This is a genomic window from Microcoleus sp. PH2017_35_SFW_U_B, from assembly GCF_020737865.1.
GTDB lineage: Bacteria > Cyanobacteriota > Cyanobacteriia > Cyanobacteriales > Microcoleaceae > Microcoleus.
In genome coordinates this window covers 1-20,022 of the sequence record NZ_JAEQDE010000029.1, presented here as the reverse complement: position 1 = coordinate 20,022, position 20,022 = coordinate 1, and the positions used below count along the sequence as shown (strand labels likewise).

Annotated in this window: 14 protein-coding genes and 1 other RNA gene; 9 read left to right on the top strand and 6 right to left on the bottom strand. The window is 45.6% G+C overall.

Going from position 1 to position 20,022, the window contains the following annotated elements:
- Nucleotides 1-100: 100 nt before the first annotated feature.
- Nucleotides 101-1,810 carry a chaperonin GroEL gene (gene groL / locus JGK36_RS06620; RefSeq protein ID WP_293196541.1) on the top strand — a complete coding sequence of 570 codons (1,710 nt, stop codon included), beginning with the start codon at nucleotides 101-103 and terminating at the stop codon, nucleotides 1,808-1,810.
- Nucleotides 1,811-2,425: 615 nt separating this feature from the next.
- A complete protein-coding gene (locus JGK36_RS06615; protein ID WP_293200856.1) occupies nucleotides 2,426-6,661 on the top strand; it encodes a PAS domain-containing protein in 4,236 nt (1,411 codons plus the stop codon).
- Here JGK36_RS06615 and JGK36_RS06610 read toward each other — a convergent pair.
- Nucleotides 6,648-6,794: a hypothetical protein gene (locus tag JGK36_RS06610; RefSeq protein WP_293200854.1), complete on the bottom strand. Its 147-nt coding sequence runs from the start codon at nucleotides 6,792-6,794 to the stop codon at nucleotides 6,648-6,650. The two genes, JGK36_RS06615 and JGK36_RS06610, sit on opposite strands and share 14 nt — an antisense overlap.
- A gap of 316 nt (nucleotides 6,795-7,110) precedes the next feature.
- On the opposite strand from JGK36_RS06610, the gene corA reads away from it, so the two are divergent.
- The 3 genes from corA (at nucleotide 7,111) to rnc (ending at nucleotide 9,964) form a co-directional block, all read left to right on the top strand.
- Entirely contained in the window at nucleotides 7,111-8,274 is a 1,164-nt protein-coding gene (gene corA, locus JGK36_RS06605; RefSeq protein ID WP_293177927.1) for a magnesium/cobalt transporter CorA, read from the top strand.
- A gap of 126 nt (nucleotides 8,275-8,400) precedes the next feature.
- Nucleotides 8,401-8,835: RNase P RNA component class A (gene rnpB / locus JGK36_RS06600), an RNA gene on the top strand.
- Nucleotides 8,836-9,241: 406 nt separating this feature from the next.
- Complete coding sequence (gene rnc, locus JGK36_RS06595) at nucleotides 9,242-9,964, top strand: ribonuclease III (protein WP_293177931.1); 723 nt, start codon at nucleotides 9,242-9,244, stop codon at nucleotides 9,962-9,964.
- Here rnc and JGK36_RS06590 read toward each other — a convergent pair.
- Nucleotides 9,936-10,121: a hypothetical protein gene (locus JGK36_RS06590; RefSeq protein ID WP_293196537.1), complete on the bottom strand. Its 186-nt coding sequence runs from the start codon at nucleotides 10,119-10,121 to the stop codon at nucleotides 9,936-9,938. The genes rnc and JGK36_RS06590 overlap by 29 nt on opposite strands.
- A 179-nt stretch (nucleotides 10,122-10,300) precedes the next feature.
- On the opposite strand from JGK36_RS06590, the gene JGK36_RS06585 reads away from it, so the two are divergent.
- Entirely contained in the window at nucleotides 10,301-11,419 is a 1,119-nt protein-coding gene (locus JGK36_RS06585) for a Gfo/Idh/MocA family oxidoreductase (RefSeq protein WP_293196535.1), read from the top strand.
- 651 nt (nucleotides 11,420-12,070) lie between these two features.
- Here JGK36_RS06585 and JGK36_RS06580 read toward each other — a convergent pair.
- The 3 genes from JGK36_RS06580 to JGK36_RS06570 all read right to left on the bottom strand — a co-directional run bounded on the left by JGK36_RS06580 (nucleotide 12,071) and on the right by JGK36_RS06570 (nucleotide 16,339).
- Complete coding sequence (locus tag JGK36_RS06580; RefSeq protein ID WP_293177940.1) at nucleotides 12,071-14,149, bottom strand: ATP-binding protein; 2,079 nt, start codon at nucleotides 14,147-14,149, stop codon at nucleotides 12,071-12,073.
- Nucleotides 14,150-14,336: 187 nt separating this feature from the next.
- A complete protein-coding gene (locus JGK36_RS06575; protein ID WP_293177943.1) occupies nucleotides 14,337-15,608 on the bottom strand; it encodes a transposase in 1,272 nt (423 codons plus the stop codon).
- A gap of 491 nt (nucleotides 15,609-16,099) precedes the next feature.
- Nucleotides 16,100-16,339, bottom strand: coding sequence for a hypothetical protein (locus JGK36_RS06570; protein ID WP_293177946.1), 240 nt, complete (start codon nucleotides 16,337-16,339; stop codon nucleotides 16,100-16,102).
- Nucleotides 16,340-16,370: 31 nt separating this feature from the next.
- Here JGK36_RS06570 and JGK36_RS06565 point away from each other — a divergent pair, with 31 nt between their 5' ends.
- Complete coding sequence (locus JGK36_RS06565; protein ID WP_293196533.1) at nucleotides 16,371-17,030, top strand: class I SAM-dependent methyltransferase; 660 nt, start codon at nucleotides 16,371-16,373, stop codon at nucleotides 17,028-17,030.
- Between the two features lie 737 nt (nucleotides 17,031-17,767).
- The gene (locus tag JGK36_RS06560; protein ID WP_293152247.1) at nucleotides 17,768-18,022 is read left to right on the top strand and encodes a DUF2811 domain-containing protein; all 255 of its coding nucleotides are present in this window, start codon (nucleotides 17,768-17,770) and stop codon (nucleotides 18,020-18,022) included.
- An 85-nt stretch (nucleotides 18,023-18,107) separates the two neighbouring features.
- Here the strand turns inward: JGK36_RS06560 and JGK36_RS06555 are convergent, their stop codons facing one another.
- The gene (locus tag JGK36_RS06555) at nucleotides 18,108-18,317 is read right to left on the bottom strand and encodes a hypothetical protein (RefSeq protein ID WP_293200852.1); all 210 of its coding nucleotides are present in this window, start codon (nucleotides 18,315-18,317) and stop codon (nucleotides 18,108-18,110) included.
- 36 nt (nucleotides 18,318-18,353) lie between these two features.
- On the opposite strand from JGK36_RS06555, the gene hemG reads away from it, so the two are divergent.
- Nucleotides 18,354-19,817 carry a protoporphyrinogen oxidase gene (gene hemG / locus JGK36_RS06550; RefSeq protein ID WP_293191236.1) on the top strand — a complete coding sequence of 488 codons (1,464 nt, stop codon included), beginning with the start codon at nucleotides 18,354-18,356 and terminating at the stop codon, nucleotides 19,815-19,817.
- Nucleotides 19,818-20,022 lie beyond the last annotated feature (205 nt).

Here is a 20,022-nt window from a genome sequence, read left to right as displayed (position 1 = left end):
CCCACACTTCTGAGGGACACGCTACAATCTAAAGTCGATCGACTTAGCACTCAGAGTCAGAGAGTGCTAAATTTGCTAATGTAAGCGCAAGGAGACAAACATGACCAAAATAGTTGCATTTAGCGACAAATCTCGGCGGGCACTGGAACGCGGCGTCAATCAACTCGCCGATGCAGTCCGCATTACCTTGGGCCCCAAAGGCCGGAATGTCCTACTCGAAAAGAAATTCGGCACTCCCCAAATCGTTAACGACGGTATCACCGTTGCTAGGGAAATCGAACTCGAAGATCCTCTAGAAAATGCTGGCGCTCGCTTAATTCAAGAAGTCGCCTCCAAAACTAAAGATATCGCAGGCGACGGCACCACCACCGCTACCGTGATTGCCCAATCCCTCATTCGCGAAGGTTTGAAGAATGTCGCAGCAGGCGCCAATCCAGTCGCACTGCGCCGCGGGATTGAAAAAACGATCGCCCATTTAGTCCTAGAAATCGCTAAATTAGCGAAACCAGTCGAAGGATCTGCCATTGCTCAGGTCGCCACTGTCTCCGCCGGTAACGACGAAGAAGTCGGCGACATGATTGCTCAAGCAATGGAAAAAGTCACCAAAGATGGCGTCATTACTGTTGAAGAGTCGAAATCTCTGTTGACAGAATTGGAAGTTGTCGAAGGGATGCAGTACGATCGCGGATATCTTTCCCCGTATTTCGTCACCAACAACGATCGCATGGAAGTTGAGTACGAAAACGCTCGCATCCTGATTACCGACAAAAAAATTAACTCCATTCAAGAACTAATTCCGCTTCTTGAAAAAGTTGCCCGCACCGGTTCACCGCTGATCATTATCGCCGAAGATATTGAAGGTGAAGCTTTGGCAACTTTGGTCATCAACAAAGCACGCGGTGTATTGAATATCGCAGCTACCAAATCTCCTGGTTTTGGCGAGCGACGCAAAGCCATGCTACAAGATATCGCCGTTCTGACCGGCGGTCAACTGATTTCTGAAGAAGTCGGACTCAGCATTGATACCGCAACACTAGAAATGCTCGGTACCGCCCGCAAAATTACGATCGACAAAGAAAACACCATCATTGTCGCTGGCGACGAACACAAAGCAGACGTGTTATCACGGATCGAGCAAATCCGCAAGCAGCTAGCAGCGACGGATTCTGACTACGATAAGGAAAAATTAACCGAACGCATTGCCAAACTTGCTGGCGGTATTGCTGTAATTAAAGTAGGCGCAGCTACCGAAACCGAACTCAAGGATCGCAAACTCCGCATTGAAGACGCCCTCAACGCTACTAAAGCTGCTGTGGAAGAAGGTATCGTCGCTGGAGGCGGTACGACGCTGATTCACCTGATTACAAAAATTGATGCCATCAGAAGCACTTTAGACGCTGAAGAGCAAATTGGCGCTGATTTGGTTGCAAAAGCTTTGGAAGCACCTTTGCGTCAAATCGCTGATAATGCCGGTGTTGAAGGTTCGATCGCGATCGAGCGAGTGCGGGCTAGCGAGCTGAACATTGGCTACAACGCTCTCACCGACGTTTACGAAGATATGATTGCCGCTGGAATTATCGATCCGGCTAAGGTAGTGCGATCGGCTTTACAAAATGCCGGTTCCATTGCTGGCATGGTTTTGACCACTGAAGCTGTAATTGTCGAAAAACCCGAGAAGAAAAAAGCTGGTGGCGACATGGGCGACATGGGCGGCATGGGCGGCATGGGCGGCATGGGCGGCATGGGCGGCATGGGCGGCATGGGCGGCATGGGCGGCATGGGCGGCATGGGCGGCATGGGCATGATGTAGTCATTAGTCATCAGTCATTAGTGCGAACGTCCCCCCCCGAGCGAACGGGGAGCATCTGGGTTTTGCATTTGTAGTGCTGTCCCGCTCGCGTGCTTTATAAAGCACGCGAGCGGGGACAGCACTGAAAGAAAAAATGCTTTTTGCAAAAATGAGATGCTCCCGAGCGAACGTTATTAGTCATCAGTCATCAGTTAGCAGCTAAAAACTGCCTGGTGACTGCTGGCTTTTGATCCCAAAAATGTCTCTAGCGTCTTTCGGGTGCGCACTGCCCACCTGAAGCTATTAAAGATTTTTCCAAGCAAACGCCTCTTTCCCCATCTCCCCCTCTCCCCCTCTCCCTCTCTCCCCCTCTCCCCATCTCCCCCTCTCCCCATCTCCCTCTCCCCCTCCCTCTTCTCCTTTTGTATCCGATGCGTCTTGTTGAAAAAAAGAGCAGATGCTCTAATTAAGTTATATTCCAAAACATACTATTTCCTGAAATTTTTTGTATTATAGGGAACGGGCCGAAAATTGTACCGGGAACGCCAGCAGTAAAGTGCGAAAAAATATTTGAGTGAGTTAAACTAACTTTAGGAAAAATTTAAAGCTTAACTTGCAAGTGATCAAAAAATACCCATGCAGGAAGTTATCAACTCGTTACAGTCTTTTTTCTCTGACTCTGTTGATGCTTTCCTAGAGTGCGATCGACAGCAAAAGTACATATCGATTAATCCTGTAGCTGCTGCTTGGATGGGATTGGATCCGGCTGAAGCAGTCAACAAAACGAATCGGGAATTGTTGAAATTATATCCCAATAATACAGCTCTAAAAAATATAATCTCTCAGATTGATTCCTGCCTGCAACAAGTATTTATCACAGGGGAAAAAAAGCTGGCAATTCACGAGGTGACGGCGGCAGATGGCGGGATTAAAATTTACGAAACGGCTTACACGCCAGCGCTGGATGTCGCTAACAATCAGATGCGGGTGTTGGGTGTCGGTAGAGATATAACCAGGCACTACCGCTGGCAGCAGCAGAAAACTCAACAGTTGCGTCGCTCGAATCATTTACTGTGGTTGAATGCAGCTAACAGTCCCCTGGCAATGGTAGGCTGGGATGAGAATTTTCGGATCGTTCAGTGGTCGAAACGTGCTGAAGAAATATTTGGCTGGACTTCCGATGATATGCTGGGCAAGCATTTCGGCGATTTGGATTTGGTTTGCGAGGACGATCGAGAGGCTGTAAGTGCGATCGAACTCGAACTAGCCTCCGGTAACGGCAATACTTCAATCAATCAAAATAAAACCAAATGCGGACAAGTTATTTGGTGTCGTTGGTTCAACTCGATTATTCGCAGCGGCGACACTTTTACAGTGCTTTCTTTGGTGGAAGATATCACGGATCGCAAACGGCTGGAAGCAGAAAAAGCCCAAGCTTCTCGCCTCACAGCAATGGTAGCCGATGTCGGTATTGCCCTCACCAAACACCCTCAAGATATCCTGCTTCCCTGTTGCGAGGCAATGGTACGAAATCTCGATGTCGCCTCTGCTGAAATTTGGACTTTTAACTCTCAATACAATATTTGCGAGTTGCAAGCAACCTCTGGAATCTACAGCCGCACAGACGAGGTTGCTAGATTTATTCAAAATAAGGTTAACTCGATCGCCGAACAGCAAAAACCACTATTTGACTGCCGATTTGAACTGAATCATTTGGGGCTAGAGGAGCAAGAATGCGGGGAAGCCACGCCAGCACACAGTTCGCAATTAGCAATTATCGACAGCAGTCACAATCGGGGAAATTGCCAAATCCCCAAGCAAATTCTTACCTTCGCCGGCTATCCTTTAATTGTCGAAGAAAGGCTAGTGGGAGTCATGGTAATTGTCAGCCACCAGTCGCTGACAGTACCCTTTGAAGAAACTTTAGGATCCGTTGCCGATGTCATCGCTTTAGGCATCGAACGCAAGCGTGCAGAAGCTGAATTAAAATCAGCTAGAGGGTTCCTCAATTCCGTAGTAGAAAATCTGCCGTTGGGAGTTTTTGCTAAAGATGCTTCTTCGCTAAAATTCGTGCTGTGGAATAAGGCGGGGGAAACGATCGCAGGTGTGACATCTCAAGAGGCGATCGGCAAAAATGACTACGATATTTACCCGAAAGAGCAAGCTGACGTTTTTACCGCTCAAGACAGGGAAATATTGACCAGCCATCACAACCAATCTCTGGTTAAAGAAATAGCCGAAGAGCCGATCCAAACTCGCCACAAAGGTATGAGAATACTGCACACCCGCAAAGTGCCAATTCTCGACGCTCAGGGCGAGCCTCAGTACGTTTTGGGGATTACAGAAGATATCACCGAACGCAGGCAGGTAGACGAAAGCGTGCGCCTCTACGACCAAATTGTCGAGAATATGCAAATTGGTTTGTACGTCTACCATTTGGAAAATATAGACGATGATAGCACCTTGAGGGCGATCGCCTCGAATCCCGCTGCTACGCGGTTTACCGGGCTAGAAATGGCCGACGTTTTGGGCATGACAATCGACGAGATTTTTCCGCATTTGCGATCGAAAAACATTCCCCAAGCATTTGCTGAAGTAATTCGCAACCAAAAAGCTGTAGAAGTTGAAGATATTGACAGCGACGAATCGGGAAAAATAACTCGTGCTTTTTCTATTAAAGCTTTTCCGTTACCTAACAACTCCGTAGGCGTGGCATTTGAAAACATTACAGATCGCAAGTGCCTGGAAGTAGAACTGCAAGTAGCATTGGCACAAACCGAACGTTCGGAACAACTTCTGCGGACGGTAATCGACAAAACCAGTGACTGGATTTTTGCCAAGAATAAACAATTTCGCTACATTTTGGCCAACAACAGTTTAGCCGAAGCGATCGGTAAAACAGTCGAAGAAATAATTGGCAAATCAGATTTAGAATTAGGATTCTCAGAAGAGCTAGTATTTGGAAATTCCGCACAAAATATCCGAGGATTTCGCACAGACGACTCTGCTGTACTGGCAGGCGAAATCATCCACAATCCCTGCGATGCCGCAACAGTTGCTGATGGTTCAATACATATTTTAGATACCAAAAAAGTCCCTCTGCGCGATACTGAAGGTAATATATTTGCAGTGCTAGGTTTTACTAACGATATTACAAAACGCCATGAATCGGAAGCAGCTTTGCGTAGGAGTGAAGCCAGATTTAGGTCTTTGGTTGCTAATATTCCCGGGGTGGTTTATCGCTGGCAGTGCGATTTTTCAACAAGTTTTATTAGCGAGGCAATTTACTTAATAGCGGGCTACCCGGCTGGGGATTTTATTTCGCGTTTGGACAGCAAAGGCAGAACTTTTGCTAGCATTATTTACCCCGAAGATTTGGCAAAAGTAGAAGCAACTATTCGGCAAGGAATAGAAAATAAACAGTCTTATAATTTAGAATACCGCTTGCTAGCAGCAGACAGCACCGTTAAATGGGTGTGGGATAAAGGTTCTCCAGTGTTCGACGCCGATGGGAGCGTTTCCTGTTTGGATGGGGTAATTTTGGATATTAGCGATCGCTACTACGCCCAAGAAGCATTGCGCCAAAAAACTTCTGAGTTGGAATCTGTTTTTCTAGCATTGCCGGATCTGTATTTCCGCCTCAATGCTGACGGCATTATTTTGGATTATTTGTCAGGAAATTCAGGGGATTTGTACCTGAATTCCGACTCTTTTCTTGGCAAACAAGTGACCGATATATTGCCAACAACCGCCGCTAGCCAGCTAGAACAGGCTCTACTGGAAGTTGCCAAAAATAGAACTCCAGTTAGTCTAGAGTATTCCCTATCCATGCCGTCTGGGGAAGAAACCTATGAAGCGAGATTGCTACCTTTTAACTCGAATCAGGCAATAGTTATCGCCCGCAATATTACCAAGCGCAAACAAGCCGAATCAGAATTAAAAGATAAAAATCGCGAACTAGAGCAAACCTTGGAACAATTAGGCCGGACTCAAGCTCAATTAATTCAAGCAGAAAAAATGTCGAGTTTGGGACAGCTAGTAGCCGGAATTGCTCACGAAATCAATAATCCTGTTAGTTTTATTTACGGCAATATTATTCACGCTAACGAGTATGCAAAAAATTTGCTGCAACTGTGTAGTTTGTATCAAAAAAATTACCCGCAACCAGTGACGGAAATCGCGAATTTTGCTCAAGAAATAGAAGTAGAATTTATGCAAGAGGATTTCCCGAACCTGCTGAATTCAATTGAAAATGGAGCCGATCGCATTCGCGAAATTGTTCTGTCTTTGCGAAATTTTTCCCGGCTGGAAGAATCTGATATTAAGCGTGTTGATATTCACGAAGGAATTGACAGCGCGCTGTTAATTTTGCAACACAAAATCAAAGAAAATGGTAAAAATCGCCAGATTGAAATAGTCAAAGAATATGGAATACTGCCACCGATACAGTGCTATGTCGGACAGTTAAATCAAGTGTTTATGAATATACTAAGTAATGCAATTGATGCTTTGGCAAATGTTAGAAATAGAAAATTGGAATTCGCGAGTGCAACGGATGGGGAACGGCAAAACTTTCCTACTTTACCTTTGGCTTGTGACGCATTTCCTTTGATTCGGATTCGCACGGAGGTGTTGGATAACAATCGAGTGGCGATCGCAATTTCGGATAACGGGTCGGGAATGGCAGAGTCTGTTAAATCTCGGATATTTGACCCGTTTTTTACTACTAAACCCGTCGGTAAAGGTACTGGTTTGGGACTGTCCATCTCCTATCAGATTGTGGTGGAAAGACACAGGGGCAAGCTGGACTGTATTTCCGCGCCCGGTGGTGGCACTGAATTTGCGATCGAGATTCCTATTAATAATTGGTAATTGGTAATTGGTAATTGGTAATTGGTAATTGGTAATTGGTAATTGGTAATTGGTAATTGGTAATTGGTAATTGGTAATTGGTAATTGGGGGTGCATCTGGCGCAAGGCGAATATATCCGTAGGGGCGAAGCATGACCGCAATCAATATGAGATGATAACTAATAACTTATATGCGGTCATGCTTCGCCCTCTTCCTCTTCCAAAACCAGATGCACCCGTGATTGGTGATTGGTGATTGGTGATTGGTGATTGGTTATTTAATATAGCGGAGGCAAAACAACAGATTTATTATAAAACATTTATTTGGCTGCGATAATTATACAAAAAAAACTGGTTTTCGATACCTCCCTAATAAGTCACTTTCAAACTTATTCATGCCAGATTTAATTGGTAATTATCCAAAAAAAATGATAACCTAATTAAAGATACTAAAAGTAAGGAATATCAACATGGTATACAAAAGCATACATACTTCTAGTGCCGTCACCAAACCAATTAAAGATGATGATGATTCCTACGTTGACTATTTTTATGACGATCCGGGAGCGCTACCGGGAACTCTCGATTTAGAACCCGATGCGCCACCTCCTGAGATTGTATTAATTGACTATTGCGAGACAGGAGCTACCCGAGTCCAATTGGCAAATCCTAGAGAAGCTGCTGCCTATTTAGATACAGAATCTGTTTCTTGGGTGGATATGTTGGGATTGGGAAACAAAGAAACCTGGAGACAAATGGGCGAAGTATTTAATTTGCACGTTATGGCTCAGGAAGATGTAGTTAATGTTCCTCAACGACCGAAAGTTGTAGACTATGAAGAACACCTTTTAATCATTGCTTGGATGGTGATGATTAAACCAAATTCAGATAATTTTCATAAAGAACAAGTAAGTTTTATTTTGGGCAAGCATTACCTACTAACTGTTCAAGAAGAACCGGATTATGATTGTTTTGACCCGGTGCGAGTTCGCATTCGCAAAGGACAAGGAACTATTCGCAAGCACAAAGCAGATTATCTGGCTTATACTCTCCTAGATTCGATTATAGATGGATTTTTTCCTGTATTAGAAGTTTACGGAGAGCGGATTGAAGAGTTAGAGGATGAAGTGGTGGTGCGCCCAACGCGAAAAACTCTTGAAAAAATTTATAAAATCCGGCGAGAATTGCTGACGCTGCGCCGCGCCATTTGGCCGCAGCGGGATGCAATTAATGTTTTGATTCGCGATAGCAGCGATTTGATTAGTCCTGAGGTGCGAATTTATCTGCGCGATTGTTACGATCACACGGTGCAGGTGATGGATATGGTGGAAACTTATCGGGAGTTGTCTTCGGGTTTGATGGACGTTTACTTGTCTTCAGTGGGGAATAAAATGAATGAAATCATGAAATTGCTGACGGTGATTTCGAGTATCTTTATTCCTCTTACTTTTGTGGCGGGAGTATACGGGATGAATTTCAATACAGAGAAATCACCGTTGAATATGCCGGAACTGAATTGGTATTTTGGCTATCCACTTTGTTGGGGGCTGATGCTAGCGATCGCCTCTACTTTAGTTTACTTCTTTTGGCGGCGCGGATGGTTTGAGAATTTTTCTACTCTTAAGGATGACTGAACCCAGGAATTCGATAGAATGCGATCGCCACCCAGGACATTTTTCGGGAGAGGGTGTTGATATGTTTGTTAGCTCTGATTTATTTTAATGGGAGATGCTTCGGTTCAGGTACAATAAATCTGGGGAAAAAGTAGGCGCAGGCGGTTGCGGATTAGCGAAAGCTAGTCTGAGGAAAGTCCGGGCTCCCGAAAAACCAAACTTGCTGGGTAACGCCCAGTGCGAGCGATCGTGAGGATAGTGCCACAGAAAGATACCGCCCCCCATTTAGAGATTGGAGATTGGAGATTGGAGATTGCATCAAAAATCGATCGTCAAAAATCGCAAAGTGTTAGGGGTAAGGGTGCAAAGGTGCGGTAAGAGCGCACCAGCAGCATCGAGAGGTGCTGGCTAGGTAAACCCCGGTTGGGAGCAAGGTCGGAGGGACTATGGTTGGTTTTTTACCGGTTCCGTTCTTTGGTACCGCTTGAGGCGTCTGGTAACAGGCGTCCCAGATAGATAACTGCCCTCGAAAACTGCTTGCAGTTGAGAGAACAGAACCCGGCTTATGTCCGACTTTTTCCCCTCCAATTTTTCGGTAAGGTTCGCCCATCAGCACCCGCACAAATATTTGGGTAACGGAACATTTGGTTTTGTAATGACAAGCTTTTTTCTTAAAATGAATTTGATATTCTTTTCAACAATTCATGCTACTTTATACAAGCTCTAAACCTGGATAGTCATCAGCAAAGGAAATTCGCAATTATAATAAAATCCTAAATGCCCAATCCCCAATCCCCAATCCCCAATCCTAAATCCCCAATCCTAGGGTGCATCTGGTTTTTCAAGAGGGCGAAGCATGACCGCATATAAATTATTAGTTATAATCTCATATTTACTGCGGTCATGCTTCGCCCCTACAAACATATTTGCAAAACCCAGATGCACCCCAATCCCCAATCCCCAATCCCCAATCCCCAATCCTAAATGTATGATTTATCCAGGTCGCCAAAAGCAACTTGAAATATTAATTGAAAAATTGGGGCTACCGAAGGATGCTTCGATCAAATGGCATCTTGTAGATTTAGCTTTGACTCATGCTAGTGCGTCTGCTAAGGCAAATTACGAGCAATTAGAGTTTGTCGGCGATGCTGTGGTGCGGCTGGCGGCTTCGGAATTGTTGTTTGAAATTTATCCTGACTGTGCGGTGGGGGAATTTGCTGCTATTCGATCGATCTTGGTGAGCGATCGCATCCTTGCTAAAATCGCTGACAGTTACGGGTTCGATCGCTATTTAATCGTTTCCAGCAGCGCCGCCTCGGACAAAACAGGCGCAGTGCCCAGGCTGGCAGATTCTTTGGAAGCCTTGCTAGCCGCCCTTTATTTGAGTGCCCAGACGTTAGAATTAGTTCGCCCTTGGCTCGATCCTCACTTTCAGCGCCTAGCGGCGGAAATTCGCAGCGATCCCGCCCGCCAAAACTACAAAGCTGCCCTCCAGGAGTTGACTCAAGGCAAATATAAAACTTTGCCCAAATATAGCGTGCGAGAAACCGGGACAGTACAGGGCGGCGAGGATCGTTTTACCGCCGAGGTTCACATTCAGGGAGAGTTGGTAGCAGAGGGAAAAGGTCGATCGATCAAAGCCGCAGAACAAGCAGCGGCTCAGGCAGCTTTCAATAAATTAGTCAGTAGTGAGTTGACAGTTGACAGTTGACAGTTGACAGTTGTAATTGGGGATTGGGGATTGGTAATTGGTAATTGGTAATTGGTAATTGGTAATTGGTAATTGGTAATTGGTAATTGGTAATTGGTAATTGGGGATTGGGTGCAGCGGCTTGTGCAAGCAAATATGTTTGTAGGGGCGATCGCATGACCTCCGTCAATATGAGATTATAACTAATAAATTATATGCGGTCATGCTTCACCCTCTTCAAAAACCAGATGCACCCTTGGGGATTGGGGATTGGAATTGGCATTTTTTAGGATTCAAAGAGATCCAATTATTACCAATAATGCTATAATTGGCGTGCGATTTTTGAAATTATTATCAATGAAAATCGGAATAGCTGTATTGGGTGCCGGACGCTGGGGAGTTAACCTAATTCGCAACTTTCTCGAACATCCCAACAGCGAAGTTTTAGCGGTGGTAGACCCGAATCGAGATTCATTGGTGGCTGTCCAAAAACAGTTTCATCTGCATCCCTCGGTGATTCTAGCTACCGATTGGTCACAAATAGAAGCATTGCCGGGACTAGATGCTGTGGCGATCGCCACTCCAGCATCCACACACTACACCCTCGCAACCGCCACGCTGCAACAAGGCTACCACGTCTTAGTAGAAAAACCCCTCGCCCTCAACCTCAGTGAAGCAATAGAACTCTGCAAATTAGCCCAAAAACAGCAGCGACAACTCTTCGTCGATCACACTTATCTGTTTCATCCCGCAGTCGATCGCGGCCAAACGATTATTCAGCAGCATCAACTCGGAACCTTGCGCTACGGTTACGCCCAGCGCACCCATTTTGAACCCGTGCGGCATGATGTTGATGCCCTTTGGGATTTGGCCGTTCACGATATCGCTATTTTCAATACTTGGCTGGAACAAACCCCTATTCAAGTCAGGGCGACTGGTACTGTATTTCCGAAGTCAGAAGTCAAAAGTCAGGGGGAAGAAGCAATAAATCAAGCAGAAGGATTAGCAGATTTAGTTTGGGTAACGCTGACTTATCCCGACGGATTTCAAGCATTCATTCACCTGTGCTGGCTAAATCCCGACAAACAGCGGCGCTTAACAGTTGTTGGCAGTTTGGGAACTTTGATTTTTGATGAAATGTCGCCGGAAACTCCTCTAATTTTGCAGCGTGGTGGTTCAAATCGGGGGGGCGATGAGGATAATTTTGGCGAAAGTGCGTTAGCGAAGCCCGCCCCTACGGGGGCTACGCCAACGAAGAGGATCGGGACACCACCCACAAATCTCAGGTACCGGGAAGTGTTAAATTTAGAACCAGCAGAGCCACTGCGGCGAGTGTGCGATCGTTTCCTCAACTGCGTGCAAACAAATACCCCTTGTCCTAGCTCTTCCGGTGCGGCTTCCGTCGAATTAATCCGCATTCTCAGCACTTTGAGCAAATCCCTCGAACTTGGCGGACAACCCCTGATACCATTTTAGATTAAGAAAATCCGATCGTGTCCGTTGGAACGATCGCCCTAAAATTGGTTTCTAGTGAGTAATACCCATTTGAAGAATTAATGCAACAATATTCGTAGGGTGTGTCGCCATTCATAGTACCGAAAAAAAACAGAAAATTGAGCGAGCGACGCACCAGCCACAATATTTGAGTAAACCAACTTAACTAAGAGTATTGTAGCAAGGTTTTTTTATTGGTATAACTTATTCCTCATAAAAATCTCATAACTAACATCCTCACTGCGAACCTTTGATTAAGGATAATTAACCAGACATATAGCCTTTCGATCTCCCATATGAGGTACGACTGGGAATAGGGCATAGGGCATGGGGCATGGGGCAAACAGGTCATGGGGCATAGGGCATAGATGGGTAATAGGGCATAGGGCATTGGGCATAGGATAATGGGTAATAGGGCATAGGGCATAGGATAATGGGCATAGGATAATGGGTAATAGTTAGTGGTTACTTGTTAGTCATTTTTCTAATAACCAATTCCCTGCGCGGGCCTTCTTCCCAATTCCCAATGCCCCATGACCTGTTTGGCCCATGCCCTATGCCCCATGCCCTATGCCCCATGCCCAATTCCCAATTCCCAATTCCCAATTCCCAATCTATTGGAGAACTGCTATATCAGTCATAACTTTTGAAATTTCCCTTTTCCTTTACCAAGTCCGGGCTGTGAAAATAAAAACTTGACTGCTGATTGACAGGCAAAGAAATCATCACCGCAGTACCTTGATCCACACCCGCGCTGTGCAGGGTAATGCTTCCGATCATAGATTCCATGATCCTTCGGGAGATAGCCAAGCCCAAACCGTTACCGCCAAACTTGCGAGTTGTAGAACCATCCGCCATCACAAAAGGTTGAAACAATTTCTGCTGCTGCTCGGGATCTATACCAACTCCGGTATCTTTAATTGTCACCACAACCCAATCGCTTTGGGTGTTGTTGGCGATCCTCTCCGAGGGCTGCGCTAACGCATTTTCCGGCACACTCCCGTTAAAACTACCAGAATTAGTCCTGGCTTCTAACCGCACAGATATACTAATGCTGCCCGACTCTGTAAACTTAACGGCATTGCTCAACACGTTTAAAAATACCTGTTTTAGCTTCTCCGGATCCGCATGAACAATAATCGGATCGTGAGCAGGTGGCAAGTTTAATTTTAAACCTTTTTCCTCAATTTGAGCCGCTTGCAAATCAATCGCGTCTTCAAGTACCTGAGTAATATCAACTACTTCTAACATCAGGGAGAAAGTGCCGGATTCTATTTTAGCAATGTCCAAAATATCATTAATAATATTGAGCAATTGCATTGAAGAGTCATGGGCGCGCTGCAAGAACTCCATCTCTTCATCTCGGTCATCGCAGTAGCCGTCACGCACAATTTGAATAAAACCAATAATTCCGTTGAGTGGCGTTCTCAATTCGTGAGAAATATTTCCCAAAAATTCATTTTTTAACTGATTGGCAACTTGCGCTTCCTTGGTTGCGATTTCCAATTCTCCTGCCCAGGTTCTGAGGCGCTGCACCATGCTGTTGAGAGCTTCTGATAGTTGATTAAATTCTCTAATTTGAAAATTTTCCGGCACTGCTAGGGGCGCTTCTGCTGTATCCACTGTCTGCGCGTAGTCTCTCAGTTTTTCCAAAGGACGCGCTAAGTCGCGAGACAGATATAAAGTCGCGATGATACTAGCAGCAACCAAACCCACAATTAAATTAAATAAAACTTGCTGAATTTCTTCCAAACCTGACAGAGCATAATCTAAACGAGAGACAGCTAAAATAATCCACTTGCTGTTCTCCTTTCTAGTTGAAGGACTCGGGATAGCAGCGTATCCTGCTAGCAACTCTACGCCATTTCTTTCAAAGGAAAATAGGTGGAGAAAAGCCTGTCCGCCAGCCATCGCCCTTCTGAGAATACTTTTTAGTCGATCGGCATCTGCCTCAGCATCGATATTGCGGCCCACGCGGTTGATATTCGGATGCGCCAAAATCGTCCCATCTTGGTCGATCGCCACCGTATAGCCAGCTAGAGAACCCTTCGGAGCACTGGTTTGCACCGGCAGGGCCGACTGCAAACTCAAAGCATAACTCAACTGCCGGGTGTTGCCCCGACGAGTGTAAACTGGAGCGCTCAGCACCAAACTAACTTGGCTGTCGCGAGCTTCTTTACTCGCATCTGGAAAATCCTCACCACCCGAAGCCACCTTCTTGCTGCTGGCTTTTCCCTGTCGCTGGAGAGGCCACGACAGACTGATGTAAACGCTCTTGTCATCCAGCAGAGTTTGCTGCTGCTGCACAGGCGGCCAAAACTTGGCAGGTAGCGACTGAATCGGCTGCTGCCCGCAAGTGCTAGCTATCACTTGATTTGTCTGTACATTAGTCAATTGCAAGCAATCAACCTGGGCTGGCAACCGCTGCCCTAATTGCGCGATAAACTTTTGATAATCCTTCGGCTCTACAGACTGCAACATTGAGTTTTCCGAAGCGCCGATCAGATTGGACTTCAGCGATTTCGACCACTGTTCAATAGTTTCTGCTTTTCTGACTGCACTTTCTGTCAAGTTTAGACGAGCAGTTTCCAGAAGCGTCGAGCGTGCCTTGCGATAGGTAACATACTCCCCCACCAGTAGAACAGGTACGCTGAGCAACAAAATCCGCGACAGTAAAATACGGCGAAAGGAGGATTGACCTAACTTAACCATAGGACATATCAAAATTAAGGTGCAACACCAACAGCGACCATAGTGCAATCAACCAGACGGAAAGCGCGAATCGGTCTAGGGTGCCCTGCTGACCAGACAACACAGCTTCAAAACAACATTTAAACACAATTATAGAAGCCACTGTAGTAATCTCGATTCTAAGTGTGCAACACAAAACTTACTCAAATCAAGCATTTGGCTTAAATTGACGTTTGCTTCCTGCTTCAACCAAGGATGACGGCATCTTGTTGTTCGCAGGCCTTAATTGGGCGCTTGCCTCAGGTACAATGCTCTGGCGGGCATTTTCCAGAATTATTGCTGCATTTAGATTGCAATTGAGGGAAACACCACATCGATCGCAGCTATATACAGGTTCCTTGAGAGGCATTTGCTGAATATTGCCACAGCAAGAACAGGTTTTAGACGAAGGAGACCACCTGTCAACCAGTTCTACCTTGGTTCCCCAAAATGCCACTTTGTAGGTCAAAATTCTGCGGAATTCATCAATACCTAAGCTCTCCAGGTCGATCGCTAATTTTTGATTAGCGATCGTGCCAGAGATATTGAGGTCTTCAATCCGAATCTGGTAGTATTTTCGGCTGATAATATCAGTTGTTATTTTTTTTTGCCCCAAAATTCGTCTGAGGTTAGCAATATCTGCGGGTTTTATTGGTAATTTTTGGTAGTATTTCCAGCCATTGTTAGATGCTCTAATTGTTTGAGTACGGTTCCCTGATTTCTGGTTGCGGTTGTACCACCGATTCTTGATCGACTTGATTTTTGATATTTTCAGGATTTGTGGTGCGATCGTGAATAAGCCATCTGACAACGTGGCAAAGCATTTGACACCTAAGTCAACACCAACAGTCTGAACTTGATGCACTCTGTGTAAATTTTTGTCATCAACAGGCAGATTCCAGGAGACCAACCCTTTGTCTGCTGCCCTAGAGATAGTGAATGTTTTGCTATAACTCACAAATGCTATTGGTTGCTTGAGTCTGAATTTTTCCAAACCAGGGATTGTGCTTTGCTTCCTCTTGAGTCGGACTTGGCGATTAGTAAATGGCATCATTGCTTCACCCTTTGCAGGATATACTCCTGATTTGTTTTTGCTGGTGAAACTATCACCTTTCTTTTTAAATTTGAATCGAGTCAAGCCTGATTTACCTAGTCGCCACCCTTGGATAGCTTTACCTAAATTATTCAGTGCTGATGGATAGATAGCTAATGGATAGCCTTTTATCCAAGCATACTCAGGCTTGATTTTTACCTGATTGGTAAAGACTTTCTGAATATCAGCTAATTGTTGAGAATCACTGGCTTTGATTTCTTCAAATTGCCATGACTGGGTTAGTATGGATAATCGCAAGTTATAAACAAGCCTCGCCAAACTTGCACAGCCATCTAGCAAAGAGCGTTCTTTATTATTCAGTTTTAGCTCTTGTTTCAGACTGTACATTGTTTTACCCTATTTGCAGGTATATCTGCAAATATATCAACAGCTAATAGAAAATGTCAATGACTTTCAAAAGGCACAATAGATTAGGTTTCCTCCCACACAATGAAGAACCATTTGATAAAATTCCACTACAAGCCAATGTAAAAGTAGGTGTGAGATCGAAAATAAAGGCGAGAGGGGATTGGCACAACCGTCTGAGACAAAAATTGGATGAATGGCTGCAATAATGGGAGCGAGATACGGAGATTTGAGGGATTTAGGCAGAAATTTTGCACGTCTGGTGACCAGTCTTTACTTAAAGATGCTCAGCAATTTGTTGGGCAAATGGCTGTGATTTGAATCACACTTCCATTTTCAATTCTCGGCTCGATTTGCAGCCGATCGCCCAGGGGTAAAATCTTTCAGGCTGACAGACGGCAGTGGGTTGAAGGTAGAATGGCATAGATGCACGGTTGCGACCGAAGGTAAGAGGCAAAAACTTGTGTCTCGGGCTAGCGATCGAGAGAGACTTCTGGCTCGATCGCACTTTGGGTCGCGAATGCCTTCGAGGGATACCCCATCAAATGGGCGATGCGAGATTTTGCACCCTGGGAAAGATTTTTTGTGACATAGGATTGATGCGGTAACAATAATTTACCTGTCAAACAATGAGACGATCGAGTCGCCGATCGACTCTCACAACCGTAATTCTGACGAACATTAGCCCAAACAGTGCATCCACGCCACGTCAATTTGCGACCTCGACAATAGTCTCATAGAGCGATGAAAAAAAACTCCACCAATTATACGTATTATTACACAAACAACCGTCCCAGATATCATCACGCTTATTTGGTATCTCCCCTTCTAGAAATGCTGGCGACACTTCAGGATGCCAGCCCGACAAAACTCCGAGTTTTGGATCTCGGCTGTGGCAATGGCAGCCTCAGTCACGTCATCGCAGAGTACGGCTGCGAAGTTGTCGGCGTTGACACTTCTGCACCCGGAATTGCCATCTCCCGTCAAAGTTTCCCAGAGTGTCAGTTTATCCAAGCAGATATTTATGAACTCCCCGATACCGATATGCTGAACTCATTTGATGTTGTCTTAGCCATTGAAGTAATCGAACACTTACTTTATCCGAAAGAACTGGCTAAAAATGCCAAATTATGTCTAAAGCCGGGAGGGATGCTAATTATTTCCACACCCTATCACGGCTATTTAAAAAACCTGATATTAGCTATTTCCGGCAAGTTAGAAAAACATTTTACCGTGCTTTGGGACAACGGACACATTAAATTCTTTTCAGTAAAGACCCTGACTAAATTATTGACTACAGAAGGATATACCGACATTAATTTTAAATTTGCTGGTCGGTGTCCCTATCTTTGGAAATCAATGCTATGTTCTAGTAAATTCAAAGAAAAACCTGAAAATCTATAAACTTTTATTGTTTTTAGTGGCGCTCAGTCAGCCGAATTAATTTCCTTAATTGACAATCAGCCATCAGTCCAAGTAAAAGATAAATTTCAGATTCAAAAATAAAATGACTGTTGGCGTTTGGCGCTCGAAAGGCTATGGCGGTTCTCGAAAAAGTAAAGTATGCCCACGGAAGCCACTCCAGGCCTATGCCTTATGTACCTCATCTTTTTGAGAAAGGCTATATTGTCGGGTCGGGGGTGCAAGTTCGATCGGGCTCGATCGGGCGAAAATGCCTGAAAAGACCAATGACCCATGACCCATGACCCATGACCCATGACCCATTAATCGCCTTTGCAATTCTTATTTTTTCCCTGACTTTTCCCTCAACATTCCACAGCGTTTCCACAGGCAAGTCTGAGGTTTTCCACAGATTTCAAAAAGTTTTCCACAGAAATTAACGGTACGGTCGGATCTTGCTGCGGAATTGGGGATTTCGTTAACCTCTTGCCAAATCCCTGATATAAACCTCTCATATGTAAACTTATGTAACAAAAAAGCCTCAAAAGGCTTATTTTTGCGTAAATCTTTTTTTTACATAAAGGAGTTTGTAATATTTTGCAACATTGACAAACCCACCTATTGATACGCACAATGATGCGACCGACCTAAAAAAAGCGCTCTGATTTCGGCTGTGCCTGTACCTGTATCCGGCCGAAAAGGGGGTTCTATTTTCAATTTATTAGCGAGACTAAAAAATGATGAACCCAACAGTCAGTATTTTTGCCGAAATTCCCGAAACGCTGCACGATTCTCTCAAAATTTACCTGGAAACTCATCCCGAATGGGATCTCGATCGAGTATTCTCCGCCTCCCTGTCGCTGTTTTTGTTGCAGAATGCCGATAGCGGTACGCCGGAAGCTTCCCGCAGCTACCGCCAAGCTGCCAGGGTTTATCTGGAAACTCTGTTTCAATCGCCTCAAGACTTGCACAGCAATAATGTAAGTCCTTTTTAGTTAAAGAGAGGGAGAGGGGGAGAGGGGGAGAGGGGAAGATTAATCGACAATTTTTGAGAAAAATGCTTTAGAAATACGGGAGAATTTACCGATTTTCAATTCCCGATTCCCAATTCCCAATTCCCGATTCCCGATTCCCAATTCCCGATTCCCGATTCCCGATTCCCGATTCCCGATTCCCAATTCCCAATTCCCGATTCTCAATTCCCAATTCCCGATTCCCAATTCCCAATTCGTTAATCTGCAAGCGGTTTTGCGGTATGCCCAGCAAAGAGCACAAGCCGTGCAAACCCATGTAACATAAAGATTGCGATATTTTTATATATGTAACATGGAAGTTTTAGATACCTTGATTGTGGGTGCGGGGATTAGCGGTTTGAGTTTGGCGCACGCACTTCAAAAAGAAGCAACGAGTGCATCGCCACGGGCGATTTTGGTGGCTGAGAGTCAGGGACGTGTGGGCGGGAATATCACGACTGCGACAGGGGAGGGGTTTCTCTGGGAGGAGGGCCCGAATAGTTTTTCGCCGACGCCGGAGTTGCTGAAGTTGGCTGTGGATGTCGGTTTGAAGCAGGAGTTGATTTTTGCCGATCGCAAATTGCCTCGTTTTGTTTATTGGGAAAAGAAGCTGCAACCGGTGCCGATGACTCCTGGGGCGATGATTCAGTCTCAGTTGCTGAGTTTTCCGGGGAAACTGCGGGCGCTGTTCGGGGCTTTGGGGTTTGTGGGGCCGGCAATGGGTTCTCAACTTTCGCAGCAGGGTGATGAGGAAACTGTTTCTCAATTTTTCCGCCGTCATCTGGGAAAGGAAGTGATGCAGCGCTTGGTGGAACCTTTTGTGTCTGGGGTTTATGCGGGGGATCCCCAACAACTTAGCGCGGCGGCTGCTTTTGGCCGGGTAACAAAGATGGCTGATGCGGGTGGCGGGCTGGTGGCGGGGGCGCTGCTTTCTGCTAGGAAAAGACCCCCCCAACCCCCCCTTACCAAGGGGGGGCTAAAGACTGTTGCAGACCCGAATATTCCGAAGACTAAGCCGGGGGAGTTGGGTTCGTTTAAAGGGGGGTTGCAGGCTCTGCCAGAGGCGATCGCTGCGAACTTGGGCGATCGACTGAAACTCAACTGGCACCTGACTCGACTCGATCGCACGGAACGCGACACTTACATAGCTGTATTTTCTACGCCCGACGGACAGCAGGAAGTTGAGGCCCGAACCGTAGTTTTGACAACACCGGCCTATGTTACAGCCGAGTTGTTGGAGCCTCTGCAACCGTCCGTTAGCAGCGCTTTACAAGCTTTTACTTATCCTACGGTTGCCTCCGTTGTATTGGCATATCCGATGTCGGATCTCAAGGGTAAATTAGTGGGATTTGGAAATTTAATTCCGAGGGGGCAGGGAATTCGCACTCTGGGGACGATTTGGACATCGAGTTTATTTGCCGATCGCGCGCCTGCGGGCTGGCAAACTCTCACCAGTTATATCGGCGGGGCTACTGATTCGGGAATTGGCAATCTTGACGCCGAACAAATTGTTGGGGAGGTGCACCGAGATTTGTCTCAGATTTTGCTGAAGCCGGAGGCGGCGCAGCCGAAAGTGTTGACTGTGAAAATTTGGAAGCGGGCGATTCCTCAGTACAATTTGGGTCATTTCGATCGCCTGCAACAGATCGATCGGGGCTTAAAATCTTTGCCGGGGCTGTATTTGTGCACCAACTACTTTGGCGGTGTGGCTTTGGGAGATTGCGTGCGGAGAGGTTTTGAGCGGGCTCAAGAAGTGGACGAGTATTTGAACGGATAGTATCGATAGTTTTGAGTTGCTCCGGGTGAGCCACAAGCACTCGATCTAGCGCGTGGGAAGGGTTGGCTTACAAATATCTGGATGTCAATCGAAGATATTGGTTAACCAACCGCTCGTAAAAACCTGGACAAAGCTACCCAAAAGTAGTCAATGTTAGACATCTACGTTAGTAATTTTAGTCCACAGTCCTAAAACTACAGGAATA

Coding starts and splice junctions, on each gene's coding strand:
- groL (WP_293196541.1), top strand. CDS start 101: ATGACCAAAATAGTTGCATTTAGCGACAAATCTCGGCGGGCACTGGAA.
- corA (WP_293177927.1), top strand. CDS start 7,111: ATGGTATACAAAAGCATACATACTTCTAGTGCCGTCACCAAACCAATT.
- JGK36_RS06560 (WP_293152247.1), top strand. CDS start 17,768: ATGAACCCAACAGTCAGTATTTTTGCCGAAATTCCCGAAACGCTGCAC.
- JGK36_RS06610 (WP_293200854.1), bottom strand. CDS start 6,794: ATGCTTCGCCCCTACGGATATATTCGCCTTGCGCCAGATGCACCCCCA.
- JGK36_RS06590 (WP_293196537.1), bottom strand. CDS start 10,121: ATGCGATCGCCCCTACAAACATATTTGCTTGCACAAGCCGCTGCACCC.
- JGK36_RS06575 (WP_293177943.1), bottom strand. CDS start 15,608: ATGTACAGTCTGAAACAAGAGCTAAAACTGAATAATAAAGAACGCTCT.
- JGK36_RS06615 (WP_293200856.1), top strand. CDS start 2,426: ATGCAGGAAGTTATCAACTCGTTACAGTCTTTTTTCTCTGACTCTGTT.
- JGK36_RS06585 (WP_293196535.1), top strand. CDS start 10,301: ATGAAAATCGGAATAGCTGTATTGGGTGCCGGACGCTGGGGAGTTAAC.
- hemG (WP_293191236.1), top strand. CDS start 18,354: ATGGAAGTTTTAGATACCTTGATTGTGGGTGCGGGGATTAGCGGTTTG.
- JGK36_RS06555 (WP_293200852.1), bottom strand. CDS start 18,317: ATGGGTTTGCACGGCTTGTGCTCTTTGCTGGGCATACCGCAAAACCGC.
- JGK36_RS06565 (WP_293196533.1), top strand. CDS start 16,371: ATGAAAAAAAACTCCACCAATTATACGTATTATTACACAAACAACCGT.
- JGK36_RS06580 (WP_293177940.1), bottom strand. CDS start 14,149: ATGGTTAAGTTAGGTCAATCCTCCTTTCGCCGTATTTTACTGTCGCGG.
- rnc (WP_293177931.1), top strand. CDS start 9,242: ATGATTTATCCAGGTCGCCAAAAGCAACTTGAAATATTAATTGAAAAA.